We start from the raw sequence: 19706 nt of genomic DNA on the forward strand, positions 1-19706 counted from the left end.
GGTGGGAAATTATGCATTTTAAATTTTACACAACATTGAGATTCATGCATGTTACGGGCGATAACTTTGATGATTTTGATCTCCTTCCCGGTGTAACACTGATAAGAGATCGAAAGAAAATAAGAAAAATACTTAATAAAGAAATTAAATCCTTTACAGGCATTATTGAATACGAGCATTTATATAATGCAAACCACATAATTTATGCCGACCTTCAAGATGATTTTTTTTCCCCATCAACATCAAGTGGTGATGCAGTGATGAGTTGGCTTTTATGGATAGACATGCTTGTTAGTACCTCTTGGCTGATTAAAGATAATGGTATGCTTTGCGAGATAGCATACTGCAATAAAACTGATCGTAAAACATTCTCTGAATGGTCTAATAATAGTTTATTAAGCCTGTTTACGTTAGCTGGGGGAAATAGACATACTGATATTGAGTTTAGCAGAGATGATTTAATTAAATGGGAAGATACAAATCACAAAATTCAAACTCATCTATACAAAAATAATTCTACTGTGTTTAATTCCTTTGTGGATTCAAAATATTCTCGATATGGTAGAGCTTTCAGTTTCATTAAGTCAGCAAAACGAGAATTTGATCCTGCAATGAAAATATCGCATTACTGCAGTGCACTAGAGAGTTTATTTTCAACAGATAACTCTGAACTCTCACACAAATTATCTGAGCGCGTTTCTATTTTCTTGAAACCATATGATTATGATCCCATCAAGACATTTGATGATATTAAATCATTCTATAATATTCGCTCTAAAGTTACCCACGGTGATAGTTTGAAGTCTGATAGAGTAGGGAAATTACCAGAAGAAAGCATTAAACTAGATAATTATCTTAGAGTGATCATGAATATAATATTAGATTCCGATGAACTTATGACAATATTTAACGGTAACAAAGATAGCTTTGAAAAATATTTCAAGGAAAAATTATTACTTGGCGTTCAAGTATAGTAGTTGTGTTACTAGAAATGCGTTCGTCACCTGACCGCCTCATTGGGCGGGCAGGTGCTGAAGTGCTAAATTATTGAAGCCAACGAATTATAGCTTCACAATTTCACTCATATTTAAGTTCACCAAAAAGACCGACCATCAAGTCATCCTCAAGAATGTGAAACGGCAACTCAACATACTCGCTAGGATGTCGAGGTTTAGCTTTTCCATCATGAGGGGCATTTTTAGTATGTCCCTGAACTTTTTCTCCATTTTCTTTAATGTATGGGAAAACTACGATCCTTCCATGGTTTTTTGATATAATTGTCCCATCATGCCAAATGCTTTCACCATTTTTGATCGATTCATTGCTATTAGTAGTTTTTACTGTCCATCCAATATCACCATTTTCCTCGTACCAAAATACATATCCCCCTGCCATTAAAACTTTATGCCCATGAGAATATGCCTCTGCAAGCATTCTTTTTACACTCGCAAGTTGTAAAAGCTCATTTGCTCGTGGTAATAGTTTCAGTCTAATTTCAGACTTAACTTTCCCCCAGTGCTCACGGCCTGAAAAACCGAAAGACCTTGAAATCTTTTCTCTAAATGCTACTTGGGTGGTCCGTTCGTTGTAATAGAGATAACGCCCCCACTCACCTTTTTCATTTTTTCCAATAACCATCCTGTTTTCTTTCAAATGAGCAATTTCAATTAAGGGGTTAATTTTAATCTCTTTTAGCAATTCATCTTTTATGGAAATATCTGCTCGCCTATATGCATTAATTTTAATAATGACTTCACTATCTTTAGGTCGCGGCAACGAAGAAGTAATTCTTAACGCTTCATTAAACATTAGATCTTCTTCATTTTTGAGTCTCCCCCTAGACATTATTGCCTTTTCAGCCCTTAAAAAATATGAGTGCTTAATTTCTTGAGGAGCGTCTAGTTGGTTAATTGCATCTCGAATCACTTTATTTATTTTATCGGCTGCACTTAATGCTTCTTGATAAGTACTAAAAACTAACCCATAGTCAAATGGCTCAAAAAAATCCACCTTTTTTTTCCATCTAAAAGGCTCTTTATGTTCACTTATATACGTATGCAGAATCCAATCACTATTCAAATACCTCGGATATGGATGAACTGCAATCACTATACCATGGGGGTATTCATTATTACGCATATTCTAATCCCTCATCGTGATGCTTTGATTATCACTGATTTCAAGCTAAACCAGCTTCCCAGATACCCTATCAGGATATTTGTACCCCAGATCTTGCGGAAGCACAAACTACGAAAGGCTCATACATATTCGGCCTATTCCTCGTCAGTCAAGTTATGACATTAGCGCGCAATACTCTCCCCGCCAAGCCCGCTTCATGCGGATGTAGGGAGGTTACATGCCGCTACAGGCACATAAAGATCAGGAAAGTATTGAGCCGCTTCATAGCCCTCACCTGAAACACCGAAATGACTAATTTCCCTCATCCTCCTGACGGCCTTTTCTTGCACTTCACCTGACCGCCTCAGAGGCTCGCCACGCTCTCGAACAGCACCGCACCACCCACCGACTCTCCCGCGAATCCGCGCAGCGCAGCGACGCGCTCAGGCCGCGAAATTAAATATCATTAAATAAATACTTTACCGCTGGCGCGCAGTGCTTTCCCCGCCTCGCCTGCCCGCTTCGTGGGTCGGTTTTAATGCAGGTGCATGGGCAGGCTCAGGCCGCGCCGGGACAGGGTTGCGAAGGGAGTGACGGGACGGAGGAACGCATGCAAAACCATGCACCCTGTGGATGCATGGCTTAATTCGGGAAAAATAGCGGTATTTTCGGGGATTTTTTGCGGAGCTACTTACTGGCCAGTTCCGCGCGCCGGCGGGCATAAATCAGGCTCTGTGCGGGGGTGTATTTTTCCTGATTATCCACCCGCGAAGCCGCGTCAGGCCTGAATCCGATGGCCGTTAAAATATCGCTGTCTTCTGCCGAATAATTAATTTCTTCACCGGTACTCAGCCACACGGACAGCGCTTCGCGCAGGTAATGCGCCGAACGGTCGAGCGCATGGCCGGTCAGGAGTGCGGGCTGCTGGCTGAGCCCCATCAGCTCCGGGGCGAGCGTGGCCGCCAGTTCAGCACCGTGTGCCTGCATAAAGTCATTCAGCCGGTTGCGGATACTGATGCGCTGCACCGCTTCATGGGAGCGGATATAGCGCCCGGCGGCCTGATTTATCTCCCATTTTTTGACATCGATAATATCGCGCAGTGTCTGCATTCTGCCCGGTATACGCTCATCCCCGGCCAGCACCTGCTCGCGGTATTCCTGCTCTGCGGCCGCCAGTTCGGCTTTACAGTTCAGCCAGGCGGTTTCGTTCTTCTGACAGGCCTCAAAAGCCTGCTGTAGCGTGAGGGTGGTCATGGTCAGTTCTCCCCTGATTAATGACGGTATGGCGAGCTGTAGCAGCCCTGCACTTTACGGGGCGCCGGGGGTGTGACCGGCTCCGCGACAGGCGGCGCTTTCTCCGCTGGAGGACGGATAACCTCGTCGATGGCTTCAGTGGTGCGGAACGTCGCCGAGCACTCAATATTGGTGCACTGGTGATAGCGCTGTTTGACGTTCTCCGACAGATAGCGGGAGGTGCGGGCATGCGCCGACTTTTTGCAGAACGGACAGTGCATCATGGCAGCAACCCCCGCGCTTTCAGGTCAGCCTCGCGCTGACGCATTTTCTCCTGCCAGACCTTACGCTCGCCGGGCGTGCTGGCGGCGTCGTGGTCCATATGCGCAAGCGCGACGGCCGGGAAGCCGGTCAGGGAGAGCACCGGCTCATCGGCTGGCGTGACGGAGAAGGCGCTCACTTTCCTGGTCAGGAAGGTCACCACCTGATGCATGACCTCTTTCTCCGGCTCGATATACCCCTGATGGCCGGTGGTGTTGGCCAGCGGATTTTCCATCACCTCTGCTTTCAGCACCATCGCCCGGACCAGTGGCCCGAGGGTGTCATTCAGCGCGCGGTTAAGCTCTTCCTCAGCGTATTTACTCAGCACAGCATGATGCGCCTGGCGGAATGCCCGCGCGGTGCTGTTGCAGGTGGCTTTCAGCTGGTCACGTTCAAAGGCCAGCACTTCGGTCAGGTTGTGGCATTCCTGCGCCAGCTCCCGGCGGGCCACGCGTTCGATATGGCCGCTTTTCAGCTCATCGGTCAGCATGGCACCCCCGGCACGGAAAGCGGCGCGCCAGGTGCGGGTATCGCTCCCGTTGTCCTCCTCCAGCTCCGCTTTCTGCTCCTCCGCGCGGGTGATGGCCGTCAGGGTGTCCTCCATTCGGCGGGCCTGTTCAAGATGGGCCGCTCTGGCGGCGGCCAGTCGCTCCAGCGCCGGTTTCAGGTAATCAGGGATAAAGGTGTTGTCGGTCATGGCAGATTTCCTCGTGGTTTCAACATGAGGTGATTCTGCCGGGGCACACACAACAACACGACCTGTTGCGGTTGTGGCAGTGCTGGCACAAACAAGACTTTAAAACCCGGCTTGCCAGAGAAAGGTCTCAGGAAAAGCATACTCACCGTTTGTTTTTTTACATATAACTGTTCACTACTGTTCACTTTAAATAAAAGAATAAGTAATACAGTAAGTTAAGTGGTGAACAGTTGAGGTCGGAAGTGTTCACCGACTGTTCACTACTGTTCACTTTTCTTTGTGGCAGGACGGGAAGAAAAAAGGTTTATTAAATGTTTCTCCCTGTTAATTATCCCGCTATCCATTGATATTAATGATTTTACTTTCTCAGGATGGGCGAGGATGTACCACATTGCCCCATATTGCCCTTTATTTACCATGTGGGTGTTTTTTGACCTGCATTGTGTCAATGACAGGCACATCCCGCCTTGTTGCAATGCCCCGTTTTATGCTGAAAATAGAGCGCTACCCGAGGCCGGACGGACACGACCGGCACTGTATGGACTTTATGAGGTAGCCCGATGCACACCGCTTTTTCTTCCCCGTCTTCTGCCCCTGCCGCGCCGCTGATGCCGGTCTCTGACGCCGTTCACGAGCGCTTTATCCGCCTGCCCGAAGTGATGCATCTGTGCGGGCTGTCCCGCTCCACGATTTACGACCTCATCAGCCGGGAGGCTTTCCCGAAACAAATCTCCCTCGGCGGAAAAAATGTGGCGTGGGCGCAGTCGGAAATCACCGGGTGGATGGCTGACCGTATCGCCGAACGCAACCGGGGCTATGACGCATGATGATGCCCGTTCCGCAAAAAGCCCCTTTTTCTGGCTTGCTTCCCTTTGCCGTTTCCAGGTATAGTTTCGCCGCTGTCGCAAAATCGGCAGCCGGGATTTGCAGCCCGTGTAACTTATTGGCGACACAACACGCGCCATGCGTGTTTTTTTATGTCGTTGCTCAGACACACCTATTTTTCGGGCTGTGGTGTTTTCACCGTGGCTCCTGTCAGATAATGGTGGTCCGGGTGGGGCAGCCTTCGGGCTGGCCGGTTTCCAATAAGGCCGGTACTGCAAACCCCGTCCGGGCTACCACCCATGAGATTTGCAGCTCTGGTGGTAGTGATAACCGCTACTTATTGGAGGTTGCCGCTATGGCTACGACCCTCACCCCGTCACACCCGCAGTTTGTCTTTGCATTTGCCGCCGTTCGTCGCGCAGACCGTCAGCTCCGCATCTGTATGCTCCGCGCCGTCGCCGGGGATGAACACGCTGCACGCCAGTCCCTCGTTCGCGATTACGTCCTCTCGTTTGCCGGGCGTCTGCCGGTGGCGGAGGTGCGTGCATGAGACACTCCACGATTACTGCCCGTGACCTCGAATGCCTTGAGCATATGCGCAATGTCGGCCAGCTCGTCAGCGACCTGATGCAGGTGCAGGACTGTACCTCCCTGCGTCGTGACCCGACTCAGCAGTTACAGCTCACCTCCGTGATTTACCTGATGACCGCCCAGCTCGACGGCGTGGTCGAGCGCTGCAACCACCGCTGGTTCACCGGGGAGGGCAACGTATGAAAACGCCTCTGCCGCCTGTATTGCGTGCTGCCCTGTATCGCCGCGCCGTGGCCTGTGCCTGGCTGACCCTGTGCGAACGTCAGCACCGCTATCCCCACCTCACCCTCGACGCGCTGGAAAGTGCCATCGCCGCCGAGCTGGAGGGCTTCTATCTGCGCCAGCACGGCGAGGAAAAAGGCCGTCTGATTGCCTGTGCATTACTGGAAGATTTGATGGAGGCCGGGCCGCTGAAAGCCGCCCCGTCGCTGTCCTTCCTCGGACTCGCCGTGATGGATGAGCTCTGCGCCCGCCATATCACATCGCCTGTACTGCACTGAGGGAGAAAAAAACAATGAAAATGAACGTAACGGACACCGTAAAACAGGCGTGCGGCCACTGGCCGCGTATTCTTCCGGCGCTGGGAATGAAGGTGATAAAAAACCGCCATCAGGCCTGCCCGGTGTGTGGCGGCGCTGACCGGTTCCGCTTTGACGATAAAGAGGGGCGCGGCACATGGTTCTGTAACCAGTGCGGCGCCGGTGATGGCCTGAAACTGGTTGAGAAGGTGTTCGGCATATCGGCATCCGAGGCCGCCGGGAAGGTGAGCGCCGTCACCGGCCATCTGCCACCAGTGGCCCCGGAGGTGGTGGCGGCCGCAGACGCCGGAACGGAGGCCGACCGCAAAGCAGCGGCCGCGCTGGCCGTCAGACTGCTGGAAAAAACCAGCCCGGCCACCGGCAACGCTTACCTGACCCGCAAGGGCTTTGCCGGTCGTGAGTGTCTGACGCTGACCGCGTCTCACAAAACCGGCGGCGTGGCTTACCGTGCCGGTGATGTGGTGGTGCCGCTGTATGACGAAACCGGCGCGCTGGTTAACCTCCAGCTTATTAATGCTGAGGGGCTCAAGCGCACCCTGAAGGGCGGGCAGGTCAAAGGGGCATGCCATCTCATCGACGGGCAGAAACAGGCCGGAAAACGTCTGTGGATAGCGGAGGGCTTTGCAACGGCCCTTACCGTGCATCACCTGACCGGGGAAACCGTCATGGTGGCGCTGTCGTCCGTGAACCTTCTTTCTCTGGCGAGCCTGGCCCGTCAGAAACACCCGGCCTGTCAGATTATCCTCGCCGCCGACCGTGACCTGAACGGCGACGGCCAGACAAAAGCCGCTGCGGCCGCTCAGGCCTGTGAGGGCGTTGTCGCCCTGCCGCCGGTGTTTGGTGACTGGAATGATGCGATGATGCTGAAAGGGGAAGACGCCACGCGGAAAGCCATTTATGCCGCGATCCGGCCAGCGGCACAAAGCCCGTTTGACACCATGAGCGAGGCGGAATTTACCGCCATGGGCCCCAGCGACAAGGCCTGGCGGGTGCATGAGCATTACGGCGAAGCGCTGGCCGTGGACGCCAACGGCCAGCTCCTGTCCCGCTATGAAAACGGCATCTGGAAAAATATCCCGGCCGCCACTTTTTCACGGAGTGTGGCTGATTTATTCCAGCGCGTACGCGCCCCGTTCTCGTCGGGGAGAATCACCTCTGTGGTGGAGACGCTGAAGCTGATTATTCCGCAGCAGGAGGCACCGGCGCGCCGTCTGATTGGTTTTCGCAACGGCGTACTCGATACCCAAAGTGGGATATTCAGCCCGCACAGCAAATCGCACTGGCTGCGCACCCTGTGCGATGTGGATTTCACCCCGCCGGTAGAAGGGGAAACGCTGGAAACCCATGCGCCTAACTTCTGGCGCTGGCTCGACCGGGCGGCCAGTGGCAACCCGACAAAACGTAACGTGATCCTGGCCGCGCTGTTTATGGTGCTGGCGAACCGCTACGACTGGCAGCTCTTTCTCGAAGTGACCGGCCCCGGCGGCAGCGGGAAAAGTATTCTCGCCGAAATCGCCACGATGCTGGCCGGAGAGGATAACGCCACATCAGCCGATATCGACACGCTGGAAGACCCCCGTAAGCGTGCCTCCCTGATTGGCTTCTCGCTCATTCGTCTGCCTGACCAGGAGAAATGGAGCGGGGACGGTGCCGGGCTCAAGGCCATCACCGGCGGCGATGCGGTGTCGGTCGACCCGAAATACCAGAATCCGTACTCGACACATATTCCGGCGGTGATTCTGGCCGTGAACAATAACCCGATGCGCTTTACCGACCGCAGCGGCGGCGTGTCACGTCGCCGGGTAATCATCCACTTCCCGGAGCAGATAGCCCCGGAAGAACGCGACCCGCAGCTCAGGGATAAAATCGCCCGCGAGCTGGCCGTCATCGTGCGCCAGTTAATGCAGCAGTTCAGCGACCCGATGAGTGCCCGTTCACTGCTTCAGTCGCAGCAGAACTCCGATGAGGCACTGAGCATCAAGCGCGACGCTGACCCGACGTTTGATTTTTGCGGCTATCTTGAAGCGTTGCCGGAGCCTGACGGGATGTATATGGGGAACGCCAATATTATCCCGCGCCAGCCGCGTCTGTACCTGTATCACGCCTATCTGGTGTACATGGAGGCCCACGGCTACAGGAATGCGCTCAGCCTGACCATGTTCGGCAAGGGGCTCTCAGCCATGCTGAAAGAATACGGTCTGAATTACGATAAACGCCGCACAAATCAGGGCATGCAGACCAATCTCGCCCTCAGGGAGGAAAGCAACGCCGACTGGCTGCCGAAGTGTGACGAACCCACCGCAACATAACCTACCCGGACCGGCATTGCCGGTCTTTTTTTACCTGCACAACGGGCAGAGTGAACAGTAAAGTGTTCACTGTTCACTGAGTGTTCACCAGATAACATAATGAAATTAAACAATAAAAACACCAAGTGAACAGTATGAACAGTTTTTCCAGAAAAAACTTTTTACCCTCGAGACTTATCAGTCTACTCAGAGCCAAAAGCGGGCGATGAGAATATCAGTCTGTGTTAATCAATGGAGAAATGGTTATTGCACAGTGAATGAAATAGATCGATAGCTATGTATCTGCAATTACGATGATTATTAACACCATAACTCCAAGATGGATGTAGCGGAAAAATGAAAGCTGCTTTTGTAAGCATATCCAATACGGAAGTGACTGTCTGGACGGGAGTTTATTTTTTCCACTGTGAAACCTGCATAAAATTCCTTGCCGCACCTTGATACACTGAAGGTGTGAGAATTTCCCCTAGCAAGTGGCAAGTGAATTGTTGACCTCTGACAAATCCTCGCTCGGAAAGATCCGCTATTTATGTTCTTGTGGTTTGTACCTGATGGCGGAGAAGCCCATATTGAAAGGCATCACCCAACGAATGTGGAGCACCAGTGAAATGATGAAGAACAAAACGCCTACATACGAAGATTATCAGAACCATACTGGACTCCATTACCATAGACTATGGAAAGCAACGGGAGACGACTGGATCTGCCCTGGGTGTGGGCGCAGTAAATTTCAGATTATGAGATGGACACTCAGATTCCCGAAGACACAGAATGCTTCCATGGACTGGGTTGCAGCTTTACACAAACACCACGACCATTCTGCTGACTACAGGGGTTTAGATGTCCCCCGATTTCCTGAGACGCTAATCTGTGATCAGTGTAATTCAGCGGATGGTGCAGTAAAGAGAAAGCTTGGGCTACCGAAAAATTTCTCATTTTCTCCGCAAGAAATGCGCATATTCATCAAGGCGACACCGCATGGAAAACATGCAATTGATTATAAACGAGCTCTTGCTCTCTTTCAGGGTACAGCAATCCTAACTTAACGCATTGATATTAAAGGAAACAAAAATGAAAATGATTTCGTACTGGAAAAATTCTAAGCCATTCCATGAAGACGACGGAATGGTATTAATTTATGGTTACTATGACCATAAACACGAATACAACGGGGGCACTAAAGAACTTGGAGTTCATTGGGATGGATACCCACAGTCGCGTGGAATACTCAGTCCCTGCGTCATACCAGCTGAAACACGTAATGCTATGCTCTCTGGCCTTTTGCATCAGGCGGTAACAAGCGGTAATAAGCAGATGATGAATAATATTACAGAAGCAATTGAGTTCTTTAGCATTTGACATATGCTCCTTCTCTACATTCGATGGCAAACCTTAGAGGTGAACAGTAAAGTATTCACTGTTCACCAACTATTCACCACATAACCATATGAATAATAAAGATAAAAATGCATAGTGAACAGTGTGAACAGTTTTTCTAAAAAAAAGTTTTTTGATAAGAACAGTCACTGGTGCTTTATCTATAGATAGCTTTTCAGTCAAGCAAATGCGTATAAGTATATGTATAAAAAATAATTTTATATTTATAAATCCAAACAAAAACAACAAGATACAACAATAATATTACTCCTGTGATCTTCCGCCAGTTTGCCTCTGCTCGCCCACAGCCACGCCCAACCAAACTGAGTCGCAAAACCCATCATCTCAGCCAATCATTTTCATCCAAACCCTGCGTTATTTTGTCTCCTGCAAACCCGTTACACTGGCGCAAAGGCCGCGTGCCGTTGCTAACCGAAACAGGAGAGCCATGATGACCCCCGAACTGAGACACTGTTTTTCCATTACCATCCAGGTTGATAAACCGGTGATAGTCTCCCGCAGTCCGCAGACCGGCAAGCGCCAGCTGATCCCGATTCTCGGCGGCAGCGTCTCGGGTCAACTGCGCGGCCACGTGCTGCCCGGCGGCGTCGATAGCCAGATTATCGGGCCCGACGGCACATGCAGGCTATCCGCCCGCTATGCCCTGCAGGTGGAGGAAGGGACGGTGTACGTGGAAAACAACGGTATCCGCCGGGTGCCGGCCCACTATCATGACCAACTGTTCGCCGACGATATGCGCTTTTTTAGCACTATTCCGCCGGAAGATATCTATTTTCGCACTGTCCCCACCTTCGAGGTGGATACCCCCGCGCTCAGCTGGCTAACCACCTCGCTGTTTATCTGCGCCGGCGGGCGTACTCAGGATGGGGTGATGCTCGATTTCTATCAGGTGGGCTGATTTTCACTTTCTGCATATAACTGTTATTGCCGTTAACCCGTTTTTCCCCTCCCGGCACCGGTCTACTATCGCGTCATCGCTTTATTCACCCGATTCACAGACCGGAGCAGTTATGAAAGCTATCGCCATTACTCAAGCCGCCGCTGACGGCGACAATATCCCTTTTTTAACCGAGATCGACCTGCCGGTCCCCTCCGCCCACGGGCGTGACCTGCTGGTTGCCGTGAAGGCGGTCTCGGTCAATCCGGTAGACACCAAAGTGCGCGCCGGCTTCCGGGGCGACACGCCGCGGGTGCTGGGCTGGGACGCCGTTGGCGTGGTGCAGTCCGTCGGCGAGGAAGTGACGCTGTTCGCGCCAGGCGATGAGGTCTGGTACGCCGGCGCCCTGGGCCGGGCCGGTAGCAACAGTGAATATCAGCTGGTGGATGAGCGCCTGGTGGCGCACAAACCGCGCACCCTCGATAATGCCTCCGCCGCCGCGCTGCCGCTGACGGCGATCACCGCCTGGGAGCTGCTGTTTCACCGTCTCGGCGTCGCGGAAGGCGGTAACGCGGGCGACACGCTGCTGATCGTCGGCGCGGCGGGCGGCGTGGGCTCGATCCTGACCCAGCTGGCCAGCAAACTGACCGCCATGACGGTGATCGGCACCGCTTCGCGTCCGGAGAGTCAACGGTGGGTCCGCGAGGCGGGCGCGCACCATGTTATCGATCACAGCAAGCCGCTCGCCGACGAGCTGGCGCGTATCGGCATCAACGCGGTGACCCATGTCGCCAGCCTGACCAACACCGACCAGCACTTCAACGCGCTGATTGACGCCCTCGCCCCGCAGGGCAAGCTGGCGCTGATTGATGATCCGGAGACCCTGGACGTGGTGCCGCTGAAAGCCAAAAGCCTCTCCCTGCACTGGGAATTTATGTTCACCCGCTCAATGTTTGAGACGGATGACATGATCGCCCAGCATCAGCTGCTGACCCGCGTGGCGGCCCTGATCGACAACCACACGATTAAAACCACCCTCGGCGAACACTACGGCGCCATCACTGCCGACAATCTGCAGAAAGCGCATCGCCAGCTGGAAACCGGACGCGCGGTGGGCAAGATTGTGCTGGAGGGATTTTAAGATGATAACCCTGCTCGCCGTGCTCAAGGCGAAACCAGGCCAAACGGACGCGCTGCGCCAGGCCCTGCAGAAGCTGCTCCTGCCGACGAGACAGGAGCCGGGCAATCTCGACTACGCGCTGTTCCAGCTGCGTGACGCGCCGGACACTTTCTACATGCGCGAAGCGTGGCGTGGGCAAGACGCCCTCGATGCGCATGTAGAGATGCCCTATTTTCAGGCGTTTATTACGCAGATGGAGCGTCTGCTGGCTGAGCCGCTGCGGCTGGACTACCTGACGGCGATTGAGCCCTAAGCGGACCAGCAGGTGGGGGGCGACAAATCACGCCCTTCGCCTGCCAGGCTCAAAAATTGGCGGGAAGCGGTTGGGCGATAGTCATCAACACCCCGCGGTGGATAATAATATAACCGCCTTTGCGCAGCTCCGACAGAATCGACATAATGCGGCTACGCGACAGGTTGGTACGCCGCTGGATAAACCTTAATACATTGATCTGTCTACGATACGTCTCCGAATAGACCGCCAGCTCCATTAACAGGATGCGCACCATCTGGTAAGAGTCCACCCCCAGCAGCTCCTGCTCGCGCATGCTCAACACCATCAACCGCTGCGTCAGGATATGGGCCATCTCCTGCCACAGGTTTTTCTCATTCAGGATATTGACCGCGGCCTGATGCGCTATCCAGCGCCCGCTTAAATCCGTCTCAGCAAACAGAGAACAGTGGCGTTTATCCGGGAGCCCGTTAAACACGCCATAATTATCAATTAATCCCAATATAGCCGGGGCGAGGACCGTCGATATCACCAGTTGATTTTCCGCAAAGCAAACTGAAGCCACGCCTTCTTCGAGGAGAATGAAGCCGGATTCGCTTTGGGCCAAGGGAAAATGGTAATAGTTTGACTGCGCCAGTTCAAAAGGGGTGCTGACAGGCCGGAACGCGGATAATAAGGATTCCACCGCAGGTAACGGTTTTGTTCGTCGTCCATAAAAAAAAGAGGGTAATGACCGGGAATTCTGGCCGTTGGCGTCAGGTTTCGACATCGTGTTGTGTCATTAAGTCAGGTTGAAGGGCATGATTTTCAGCGGTAATAGTATCAACACGCGCAATCATGAATAAAAACCAAGTCGTTTCCATAATAAAAAGAGTGTAAGCATTATTATCGGCATAAGCTGTTTACCTCGATTTTACATCACTAAAAAACAATAATTTTCGTAAATATTTATACGGCTTAGCCGCTTAAATGATAAACCTGTCTTATAAATTGCGGCTCCGGCGACTCGCTCGCTTACGCCGTGCCTGATGCCGCTTTCCCCCTCGCATCTCTCCCAGTCCAGGCTACCCTTATCGATGCCACTGACCACCCGCATCCATCTCCCGCTCTATTCGATCAAGAGGTTTCGCTATGCTGATCAACGCTATAGGTACCTACTCCGCCAGCCAGCCGCTGGAATCAATGGCCATCACCCGCCGTGAACCGGGGCCGCAGGATGTGCAGATCGCCATCGCCTACTGCGGCGTCTGCCACTCCGATCTCCACCAGGCGCGATCGGAATGGGCGGGAACGCTCTATCCCTGCGTGCCGGGGCATGAAATTGTGGGCCGGGTCACCGCGGTCGGCGACGCTGTCTCGCGCTACGCCGTCGGCGATCTGGTGGGCGTCGGCTGCATGGTCGATAGCTGTCAACAGTGCGAGGAGTGCGCTGAGGGGCTGGAGAACTACTGCGACCATATGGTGCTGACCTACAACGGACCGACCCAGGACGCGCCGGGCCACACCCTGGGCGGCTATTCACAGCAGATCGTGGTTAAAGAACACTACGTGCTGCGGATAACCCATCCCGAAGCGCAGCTGGCCGCCGTCGCGCCGCTGCTGTGCGCCGGGATCACGACGTACTCGCCGCTGCGCCACTGGCACGCCGGGCCGGGTAAAAAAGTCGGCGTGGTCGGCATCGGCGGCCTTGGGCATATGGGAATCAAGTTGGCCCACGCCATGGGGGCTCACGTGGTGGCCTTTACCACCTCCGAATCCAAGCGTAATGCGGCCAGAGCGCTGGGCGCCGATGAGGTGGTGGTGTCGCGTAACGAAGACGAAATGGCGGCCCACGTCAAAAGCTTCGATTTCATCCTCAACACCGTGGCGGCGCCGCATAATCTCGATGCCTTCACCACGCTGCTGAAGCGCGATGGCACCATGACGCTGGTGGGCGCTCCGGCCACGCCGCATCCGTCGCCGGAAGTGTTCAATCTGATCATCCGCCGCCGGTCGATTGCCGGGTCGATGATTGGCGGGATCGCGGAAACTCAGGAGATGCTCGACTTCTGCGCTGAACACGGCATCGTCGCCGATATCGAACTGATCCGCGGCGATGAGATCAACGAAGCCTGGGAAAGAATGGTCAAGGGCGATGTGAAATACCGCTTCGTGATCGACAGCGCGACCCTCGCCGGCTAAGCGCCGCGGCGAAAGGTGCGCCGCCATTCGGTCGGACTGACGCCAAAGCGCGCTTTAAACTGCTGACGCCAGGTGACGGCAGAGAGATAACCCACCGCCTCCGCCACCTGCTCAACCGGCAGATCGCCCGCCTCAAGCAGGCTCTGGCTGCGGCGCAGGCGTTCGGCGGTCAGCCAGTCGGTAATGCTCATCCCGGTCGCCCGGGCGAAGTGGCGGGTCAGGCTGCGGCGGCTCATCGCCACCACCCGGGCCAGCGAATCGAGATTATGCGGCTCGGCAATATGCTGCTGCAGATAATCCAGCAGGCAGTTGATTCGCGCATCGCGGGTGTTTTTCGGCACCGGCTGGGCGATGAACTGCGCCTGGCCGCCCTCGCGGTGCGGTGAAACAATCAGCCGCCGGGCGATCTGGTTGGCCGCGAGGCTGCCGAAACGCTGGCGGATGATGTAGAGGCAACAGTCCAGCGCCGCCGCGGTGCCCGCCGAAGTAATGATCCGCTGGTCGTCGACATACAGGGCGTTGATATCCAGCCGCACCTGCGGAAACCGGCGCTGAAAATCCTGCTCAAACTCCCAGTGGGTCGCCGCGCGTTTCCCGTCCAGCAGCCCGGCGTAGCCCAGGACGAACGCGCCGAGGCACAGACCGACGATTTCCGCGCCGTTATTCCGGGCCCGCACCAGGCTATCAAGCAGCGCCTGCGGCGGGCGGCGGTCAACCTCGCCCCAGTAAGGCACCACCACGATATCCGCCTGTTCCAGCACGGCGTAATCGCCGCTGGCGTACAGCGCAAAGCCGTCGCGGGCGCGCAGCAGCCCCGGCCGCTCGGCGCAAATGTGCAGGTTAAAGCGTTTGCTTTCAGAGACCGAATCGCCAAACAGCATGCAGGGAACGGCGTAATGAAACGGGCTAAAGCCCTCTACGGCAACAATCGCCACGTCGGTGAGTTTCATCGTTCCTTCCCCTTGCGCACGTTAATAAACCACAGTTTCCCCATCCTGCGGGATACACACTACCTCGGCTATCTGATTATCCAGCGCATACTGGCGCATCTCTTCCCGGCTCACCAGGCAGTGGTTGACCGCTTCCAGGTGAATCGCCATGATTTTCGCTTCCGGCAGGGTGAAGTGTACGTTCAGGAGATCCTCTTTGCCCATGATAATCGGGCCAAAGCCGATGACGTGGGCGTAGCCGGCGTTGAGGACCACCACGTCCGGGCGCAGCTTCAGCAGGTCGGCTGCAATTTCATCACGCCAGATGGTATCCCCCACCAGCCACAGCGTCTTCTCCTGCGGATGGCGAAACAGCACGCCGCAGGCCTCGCCCAGGCGTTCGGCCATCGCCGGCACCGCGTAGGTGCGATCGCTGCCGTGCTGGCCGGAGGTGGTTTTCAGCAGGCGCACGCCGGCAAATTCGCTGTCTGCCGTCAGCAGGCGGATATCCTGGAAACCCTGGCTGCGCAGCAACGCGCCGTCGGCTTCGTGCTGGACGAACACCGGCAGGGTTTTCGGGATCGCGGCGATCGCCGCCTCGTCCCAGTGATCGTCATGGGTATGGGTGACGATCACCGCGTCAACGTCGATGATTTTATCGCGGGAAAAAGGCAGCGCCACCAGCGGGTTGCGCAGCTCGCTGCGCGCGGTGCCCGGAAAACCCGGCCAGGCGCCCTTGTCCGCCAGCATCGGATCGATCAGAAACTTTTTCCCGGCGTATTCAATAATCTGGGTCGCGTTACGGATATGGGTGATGTTCATGTTGGCGTTCCTCAGGGGGGGTGATTTGACGAACATCGTACTGAGTACCAGCCTGGCGCAATAGGGGCATTTGGGCAAGGATCGATGAAATCGGGCCAACCTGCGGCGATTGCTATCCGCCTCCGGCTATGTTGTTCTGAAGGCTCCATTTTTGACAGGAGTGGCAGGATGAAGAAAAAACTGACCGCCGCCGATATGCACGACCCGCAGGTCATCGCCGAGACGCCGTGGTTCAGCATGCGCAAGGTGGGTATTGATATCGCCCCCGGCGAGCGCCGCGACTTTTACGCCATTCACTATCCGCGCCCGGCGGTGGGGATTGTGGCTATCCAGGATGACAAAGTGCTGCTGATTCGCCACTACCGCTACCTGATCGACAAGGTGGTGTGGGCCATTCCGTCAGGCGGCGTTGACGAAGGGGAAGATCCGGCGGCGGCCGCGCTGCGCGAGCTGCGGGAAGAGACCGGCTGGCAGGCGCAACGCGTCGAGGAGATCATGCGCTTCAACCCCTCCTACGGCAGCAGCGACCAGCTGTTTATCACCTGGCTGGCCACCGGTTTACGCTGGGTGGGGATGGATGCGGATCAGGATGAAGTGATGGAAACCGGCTGGTTTACCTTTGAGGAGATAAACCAGCTGATCGCCCGCGGCGAAATGCCGGACGGGCTGTCGCTGGTGCCGCTGCTGCAATTGATGGCGCAACCGCGCACCGGGCAGGCTACGGCTTAAGCATCCGCCAGCGGAACCACAGCTGGGCAACCAGGATCAGTACGCCGCCGATAATCTTCTGCAGCGGCAGCTGTTCGCCATACCACAGCGCGGCGGCAATGACCGTCAGCAGCGGTTCGAGCACCATAATGATCGCCGCGCTGGCCACCGCCGCGTACTTCTGCCCCTTCATCTGCAGACCGAAGCGCAGGCTGGTGGCGATGACAATGCTGGCCACCAGCCAGCCGAAGGTCGGCAGGGTCATCGGCTGGTCCCAGCGTTCAACGGCAGCGGAGAGGGTCAACCCAACGATACCCGTGATCGCCAGCTGGACGGTGGTCAGGGGGATCAGCGGGACTTCACGCGCGCAGCGGCTGGTGTAACAGAACCAGATGGACTGCACTAGCGCCGTCAGCAAAAACCAGCCCTGGCTGGGATGGAAGACTATCGGCATGTGCAGGCTGAGCAGGCCCAGGCCCACCACCGCGATCGGCAGGCACTCCCACCAGGCCCGCGGCGGACGCACCTTCATCATCACCCACGCGGTCAGCGGGACGAACATCATCGACAGGCTCATGATAAACGCCCCTTCGCCGAGCGACGCCGTCGTGGAGACCGAGTAGATCCACAGGCAGAGGTTGAGCGCAAACCATAGCCCGCTGATGATGAGCTTTGGCCAGTGCTGCTTTTGCGGGCGAAACCCGCGGCAAAACGGCAGCAGCAGCAGCGCGGCGAAGAAAAAGCGCAGCCCAAGGAACGCGAATACCGGCATGCCGGCGATCGCCTCGCGGGAAAAAATCCAGCCGCAGGCGGCAATCACCGTCGCGGCAATCAGCAGCAGATCGGCCTGCCGTTGGCGTACCATACGCGCCTCTCCCTGTAAGTTGGCTTACCAGCCCGGCACCGCGCCGCCGTTGAAGATAGTCTCTGCCGCCTTCGCCACCTCCGGCGACTGGTACGACTGCATAAACTCCTTCACGTTTTCCGCGTCTTTATTGTCTTCACGGGTCACGATGATGTTCACGTAGGGCGAGTTTTTATCTTCGATAAAGATGCCATCGCGAACCGGCGACAGCCCGGTTTGCTGCAGGTAGGTGGTGCTGATGATGGCCACGTCGACTTTAGGATCGTCGAGTACGCGCGGCAGTTGCGCCCCTTCCAGCTCCATAATTTTCAGATGATGCGGGTTGTCGGTGATATCCACCGCCGTCGGCAGCAGGCCGGTACCGGCTTTGAGGGTTATCAGCTTCTCTTTTTGCAGCAGCAGCAGCGCCCGCCCGAGGTTGGTCGGATCGTTGGGGATAGCGATCGTCGCGCCGTCTTTCAGTTCGGCGACTGACTTTATCTTGCGCGAATAGCCGGCCATCGGGAAGACGAAGGTATTGCCTACCGCCACCAGATGGTAGTTATGCGCTTTGTTGTCCTGCTCAAGGAAAGGCCGATGCTGGAAGACGTTGGCGTCCAGATCCCCGGCGTTGGTCGATTCGTTAGGCAACAGCGAGCCGCTGAACCCCACCAGCTCAACCTCCAGACCATACTTCTCTTTGGCCACTTTCTTCGCCACTTCCGCCACATCCTGTTCAGCGCCGTTAATCACGCCGACCTTAATGTGCTTCGCTTCATTACCCTTTTGGTCGCAGCCGACCAGCGCCAGACCCGCCAGCATTACCGCGGCGGCGGCACGTAAACGTAATCTCATCCTCTTCACCCTGTCCGTCCTGACTGTCGTTGTTTTTTTCGTGCAAAACTATAGCGACTTTCGGGTGGGGTAATAAACAGCAAACCACGCAACCGGAAATAAAATCATCTTCGCCCGGCGCGAAGCGCTAGCCCCGTCGCCACTCGCCCGGCGTCACGCCATAGCGCATTTTGAAGCGCTTCGAGAAGGACGCCAGCGACTGAAAGCCGCAGCGTTCGGCAATGACCTCGAGGTTGGTCTGACGCTCCAGGCGCAGCAGCCGGGCGGCCAGCGCCATTCGCAGCTGCGACAGCCACGCCTGCGGCGTCAGGTGATAAACGCGGGCAAAATGGCGGGCAAAGGTGGCCCGCGACAGAAAGGCACGGGCGGCCATGGTTTCCAGCGTCCACGGCTGCTCCGGGGTCGCCATCACCGCCAGCACCGCCGGCATCAGGCGCTCATCGCTCATCAGACGCAGCAGCCCGCCTGGCGGCTGCTGCTCGCCAAGCAGCATGCGCAGCAGCAGCACCAGCAGCGTATCGCCGAGGCTGCGCACGATAGCGCTGCCGCCGGGACGCTGCGCCAGACTTTCGCGGACCAGTATGTTAAGCAACGGCTGCAGCTCCGGGCAGTCTTCGCGCGCATCGGTATGGAGATGGATCAGCGTCGACGCCTCAGTGAACAGCCAGCTGACGTGCGGACCAAAATAGAATTCGCCGCACAGCATCTCCAGCGCTCCCTCCGCCGGGCCGGCGCGCATTTCCGTCACCGTGCCGTTAAAGCGATGCGCCACCGGCAGCACCTGGCCCCACTCCACCAGGCTCTCCATCAGGTGCGGCGAACCGTGCGGCAGGAGGACCACATCTCCCGCGCGCAGGTGATGGGTCTGGCCGCCGACGTTGAGCCGCCCCTCGCCGCGCAGCACCACGTGCCATGGCACCACGCCGCTGCGCATTTGCTGGTGCCCGGCCTGCCAGCGGCCGCCGAAGCGACAGTGCAGGTTCACTTCGCAGCGCGGCGCCAGCAGCGCCAGCAGATGACTGAGACTGTCCATGCTTCTCCTGAGAC

22 protein-coding genes and 1 pseudogene are annotated in these 19706 nt (G+C 55.6%); 13 read left to right on the forward strand and 10 right to left on the reverse strand.

Annotated elements, in window-relative coordinates:
• The first annotated feature begins 11 nt into the window (after nt 1-11).
• Nucleotides 12-974: a HEPN domain-containing protein gene (locus AC6CWS_RS03175; RefSeq protein ID WP_048979340.1), complete on the forward strand. Its 963-nt coding sequence runs from the start codon at nt 12-14 to the stop codon at nt 972-974.
• A gap of 103 nt (nt 975-1077) precedes the next feature.
• On the opposite strand, the gene AC6CWS_RS03180 is transcribed toward AC6CWS_RS03175, so the two are convergent.
• From AC6CWS_RS03180 to sid, 4 genes are all read right to left on the reverse strand, one after another.
• Nucleotides 1078-2139 (reverse strand): hypothetical protein, encoded by a 1062-nt coding sequence (locus AC6CWS_RS03180; RefSeq protein WP_048979339.1) that lies wholly within the window; start codon nt 2137-2139, stop codon nt 1078-1080.
• A 666-nt stretch (nt 2140-2805) separates the two neighbouring features.
• Nucleotides 2806-3372 carry a phage polarity suppression protein gene (locus tag AC6CWS_RS03185; protein WP_498256383.1) on the reverse strand — a complete coding sequence of 189 codons (567 nt, stop codon included), beginning with the start codon at nt 3370-3372 and terminating at the stop codon, nt 2806-2808.
• Between the two features lie 17 nt (nt 3373-3389).
• Nucleotides 3390-3635 (reverse strand): ogr/Delta-like zinc finger family protein, encoded by a 246-nt coding sequence (locus AC6CWS_RS03190; protein ID WP_004185270.1) that lies wholly within the window; start codon nt 3633-3635, stop codon nt 3390-3392.
• Nucleotides 3632-4369 carry a capsid size-determining scaffold Sid gene (gene sid / locus AC6CWS_RS03195; protein WP_498256384.1) on the reverse strand — a complete coding sequence of 246 codons (738 nt, stop codon included), beginning with the start codon at nt 4367-4369 and terminating at the stop codon, nt 3632-3634. The genes AC6CWS_RS03190 and sid overlap by 4 nt, the downstream gene beginning before the upstream one ends.
• Before the next feature lie 560 nt (nt 4370-4929).
• Between sid and AC6CWS_RS03200 the strand changes: the two genes are divergently transcribed.
• The 10 genes and pseudogenes from AC6CWS_RS03200 (at nt 4930) to AC6CWS_RS03245 (ending at nt 12341) form a co-directional block, all read left to right on the forward strand.
• Nucleotides 4930-5196 (forward strand): helix-turn-helix transcriptional regulator, encoded by a 267-nt coding sequence (locus tag AC6CWS_RS03200; RefSeq protein WP_004174792.1) that lies wholly within the window; start codon nt 4930-4932, stop codon nt 5194-5196.
• Between the two features lie 2 nt (nt 5197-5198).
• Nucleotides 5199-5525, forward strand: a pseudogene (locus tag AC6CWS_RS03205) (ash family protein); the annotation flags it as partial.
• Between the two features lie 24 nt (nt 5526-5549).
• Nucleotides 5550-5744, forward strand: a complete 195-nt coding sequence (locus tag AC6CWS_RS03210) for a host cell division inhibitor Icd-like protein (RefSeq protein WP_498256386.1) — start codon at nt 5550-5552, stop codon at nt 5742-5744.
• Nucleotides 5741-5968 (forward strand): hypothetical protein, encoded by a 228-nt coding sequence (locus AC6CWS_RS03215; RefSeq protein ID WP_004185275.1) that lies wholly within the window; start codon nt 5741-5743, stop codon nt 5966-5968. Before AC6CWS_RS03210 ends, AC6CWS_RS03215 begins: the two co-directional genes overlap by 4 nt.
• Nucleotides 5965-6285 (forward strand): DUF5375 domain-containing protein, encoded by a 321-nt coding sequence (locus AC6CWS_RS03220; protein ID WP_004098169.1) that lies wholly within the window; start codon nt 5965-5967, stop codon nt 6283-6285. Before AC6CWS_RS03215 ends, AC6CWS_RS03220 begins: the two co-directional genes overlap by 4 nt.
• A 14-nt stretch (nt 6286-6299) precedes the next feature.
• Nucleotides 6300-8633: a primase-helicase zinc-binding domain-containing protein gene (locus tag AC6CWS_RS03225; protein WP_498256385.1), complete on the forward strand. Its 2334-nt coding sequence runs from the start codon at nt 6300-6302 to the stop codon at nt 8631-8633.
• 1071 nt (nt 8634-9704) lie between these two features.
• A complete protein-coding gene (locus AC6CWS_RS03230; RefSeq protein WP_048981054.1) occupies nt 9705-9992 on the forward strand; it encodes a hypothetical protein in 288 nt (95 codons plus the stop codon).
• 469 nt (nt 9993-10461) lie between these two features.
• Nucleotides 10462-10929 (forward strand): DUF3237 domain-containing protein, encoded by a 468-nt coding sequence (locus AC6CWS_RS03235; RefSeq protein ID WP_032454383.1) that lies wholly within the window; start codon nt 10462-10464, stop codon nt 10927-10929.
• 112 nt (nt 10930-11041) lie between these two features.
• Complete coding sequence (locus AC6CWS_RS03240; RefSeq protein WP_023291392.1) at nt 11042-12049, forward strand: zinc-binding alcohol dehydrogenase family protein; 1008 nt, start codon at nt 11042-11044, stop codon at nt 12047-12049.
• Between the two features lies 1 nt (nt 12050).
• Nucleotides 12051-12341: a putative quinol monooxygenase gene (locus AC6CWS_RS03245; protein WP_048335598.1), complete on the forward strand. Its 291-nt coding sequence runs from the start codon at nt 12051-12053 to the stop codon at nt 12339-12341.
• Between the two features lie 49 nt (nt 12342-12390).
• Here AC6CWS_RS03245 and AC6CWS_RS03250 read toward each other — a convergent pair whose 3' ends face one another.
• The gene (locus AC6CWS_RS03250) at nt 12391-13089 is read right to left on the reverse strand and encodes a winged helix-turn-helix transcriptional regulator (protein WP_048335600.1); all 699 of its coding nucleotides are present in this window, start codon (nt 13087-13089) and stop codon (nt 12391-12393) included.
• Between the two features lie 362 nt (nt 13090-13451).
• On the opposite strand from AC6CWS_RS03250, the gene AC6CWS_RS03255 reads away from it, so the two are divergent.
• Nucleotides 13452-14501, forward strand: coding sequence for an NAD(P)-dependent alcohol dehydrogenase (locus AC6CWS_RS03255; protein WP_044525064.1), 1050 nt, complete (start codon nt 13452-13454; stop codon nt 14499-14501).
• On the opposite strand, the gene AC6CWS_RS03260 is transcribed toward AC6CWS_RS03255, so the two are convergent.
• Nucleotides 14498-15451: a GlxA family transcriptional regulator gene (locus tag AC6CWS_RS03260; RefSeq protein WP_023291396.1), complete on the reverse strand. Its 954-nt coding sequence runs from the start codon at nt 15449-15451 to the stop codon at nt 14498-14500. The genes AC6CWS_RS03255 and AC6CWS_RS03260 overlap by 4 nt on opposite strands.
• 21 nt (nt 15452-15472) lie before the next feature.
• On the reverse strand, nt 15473-16252 hold the full coding sequence (locus tag AC6CWS_RS03265) for an MBL fold metallo-hydrolase (RefSeq protein ID WP_023291397.1): 780 nt from the start codon (nt 16250-16252) through the stop codon (nt 15473-15475).
• A 168-nt stretch (nt 16253-16420) separates the two neighbouring features.
• Between AC6CWS_RS03265 and AC6CWS_RS03270 the strand changes: the two genes are divergently transcribed.
• The gene (locus tag AC6CWS_RS03270; RefSeq protein ID WP_023291398.1) at nt 16421-16981 is read left to right on the forward strand and encodes an NUDIX hydrolase; all 561 of its coding nucleotides are present in this window, start codon (nt 16421-16423) and stop codon (nt 16979-16981) included.
• On the opposite strand, the gene AC6CWS_RS03275 is transcribed toward AC6CWS_RS03270, so the two are convergent.
• The 3 genes from AC6CWS_RS03275 to AC6CWS_RS03285 all read right to left on the reverse strand — a co-directional run bounded on the left by AC6CWS_RS03275 (nt 16971) and on the right by AC6CWS_RS03285 (nt 19692).
• Nucleotides 16971-17825, reverse strand: coding sequence for a DMT family transporter (locus AC6CWS_RS03275; RefSeq protein WP_023291399.1), 855 nt, complete (start codon nt 17823-17825; stop codon nt 16971-16973). The genes AC6CWS_RS03270 and AC6CWS_RS03275 overlap by 11 nt on opposite strands.
• Nucleotides 17826-17849: 24 nt before the next feature.
• Complete coding sequence (gene nlpA / locus AC6CWS_RS03280) at nt 17850-18659, reverse strand: lipoprotein NlpA (RefSeq protein WP_023291400.1); 810 nt, start codon at nt 18657-18659, stop codon at nt 17850-17852.
• A 127-nt stretch (nt 18660-18786) separates the two neighbouring features.
• Nucleotides 18787-19692, reverse strand: coding sequence for an AraC family transcriptional regulator (locus tag AC6CWS_RS03285; RefSeq protein ID WP_023291401.1), 906 nt, complete (start codon nt 19690-19692; stop codon nt 18787-18789).
• Nucleotides 19693-19706: the final 14 nt, after the last annotated feature.

It is taken from the genome of Klebsiella sp. M041 (assembly GCF_059759695.1).

Coding starts and splice junctions, on each gene's coding strand:
- AC6CWS_RS03175 (WP_048979340.1), top strand. CDS start 12: ATGCATTTTAAATTTTACACAACATTGAGATTCATGCATGTTACGGGC.
- AC6CWS_RS03180 (WP_048979339.1), bottom strand. CDS start 2,139: ATGCGTAATAATGAATACCCCCATGGTATAGTGATTGCAGTTCATCCA.
- AC6CWS_RS03185 (WP_498256383.1), bottom strand. CDS start 3,372: ATGACCACCCTCACGCTACAGCAGGCTTTTGAGGCCTGTCAGAAGAAC.
- AC6CWS_RS03190 (WP_004185270.1), bottom strand. CDS start 3,635: ATGATGCACTGTCCGTTCTGCAAAAAGTCGGCGCATGCCCGCACCTCC.
- sid (WP_498256384.1), bottom strand. CDS start 4,369: ATGACCGACAACACCTTTATCCCTGATTACCTGAAACCGGCGCTGGAG.
- AC6CWS_RS03200 (WP_004174792.1), top strand. CDS start 4,930: ATGCACACCGCTTTTTCTTCCCCGTCTTCTGCCCCTGCCGCGCCGCTG.
- AC6CWS_RS03210 (WP_498256386.1), top strand. CDS start 5,550: ATGGCTACGACCCTCACCCCGTCACACCCGCAGTTTGTCTTTGCATTT.
- AC6CWS_RS03215 (WP_004185275.1), top strand. CDS start 5,741: ATGAGACACTCCACGATTACTGCCCGTGACCTCGAATGCCTTGAGCAT.
- AC6CWS_RS03220 (WP_004098169.1), top strand. CDS start 5,965: ATGAAAACGCCTCTGCCGCCTGTATTGCGTGCTGCCCTGTATCGCCGC.
- AC6CWS_RS03225 (WP_498256385.1), top strand. CDS start 6,300: ATGAAAATGAACGTAACGGACACCGTAAAACAGGCGTGCGGCCACTGG.
- AC6CWS_RS03230 (WP_048981054.1), top strand. CDS start 9,705: ATGAAAATGATTTCGTACTGGAAAAATTCTAAGCCATTCCATGAAGAC.
- AC6CWS_RS03235 (WP_032454383.1), top strand. CDS start 10,462: ATGACCCCCGAACTGAGACACTGTTTTTCCATTACCATCCAGGTTGAT.
- AC6CWS_RS03240 (WP_023291392.1), top strand. CDS start 11,042: ATGAAAGCTATCGCCATTACTCAAGCCGCCGCTGACGGCGACAATATC.
- AC6CWS_RS03245 (WP_048335598.1), top strand. CDS start 12,051: ATGATAACCCTGCTCGCCGTGCTCAAGGCGAAACCAGGCCAAACGGAC.
- AC6CWS_RS03250 (WP_048335600.1), bottom strand. CDS start 13,089: ATGTCGAAACCTGACGCCAACGGCCAGAATTCCCGGTCATTACCCTCT.
- AC6CWS_RS03255 (WP_044525064.1), top strand. CDS start 13,452: ATGCTGATCAACGCTATAGGTACCTACTCCGCCAGCCAGCCGCTGGAA.
- AC6CWS_RS03260 (WP_023291396.1), bottom strand. CDS start 15,451: ATGAAACTCACCGACGTGGCGATTGTTGCCGTAGAGGGCTTTAGCCCG.
- AC6CWS_RS03265 (WP_023291397.1), bottom strand. CDS start 16,252: ATGAACATCACCCATATCCGTAACGCGACCCAGATTATTGAATACGCC.
- AC6CWS_RS03270 (WP_023291398.1), top strand. CDS start 16,421: ATGAAGAAAAAACTGACCGCCGCCGATATGCACGACCCGCAGGTCATC.
- AC6CWS_RS03275 (WP_023291399.1), bottom strand. CDS start 17,825: ATGGTACGCCAACGGCAGGCCGATCTGCTGCTGATTGCCGCGACGGTG.
- nlpA (WP_023291400.1), bottom strand. CDS start 18,659: ATGAGATTACGTTTACGTGCCGCCGCCGCGGTAATGCTGGCGGGTCTG.
- AC6CWS_RS03285 (WP_023291401.1), bottom strand. CDS start 19,692: ATGGACAGTCTCAGTCATCTGCTGGCGCTGCTGGCGCCGCGCTGCGAA.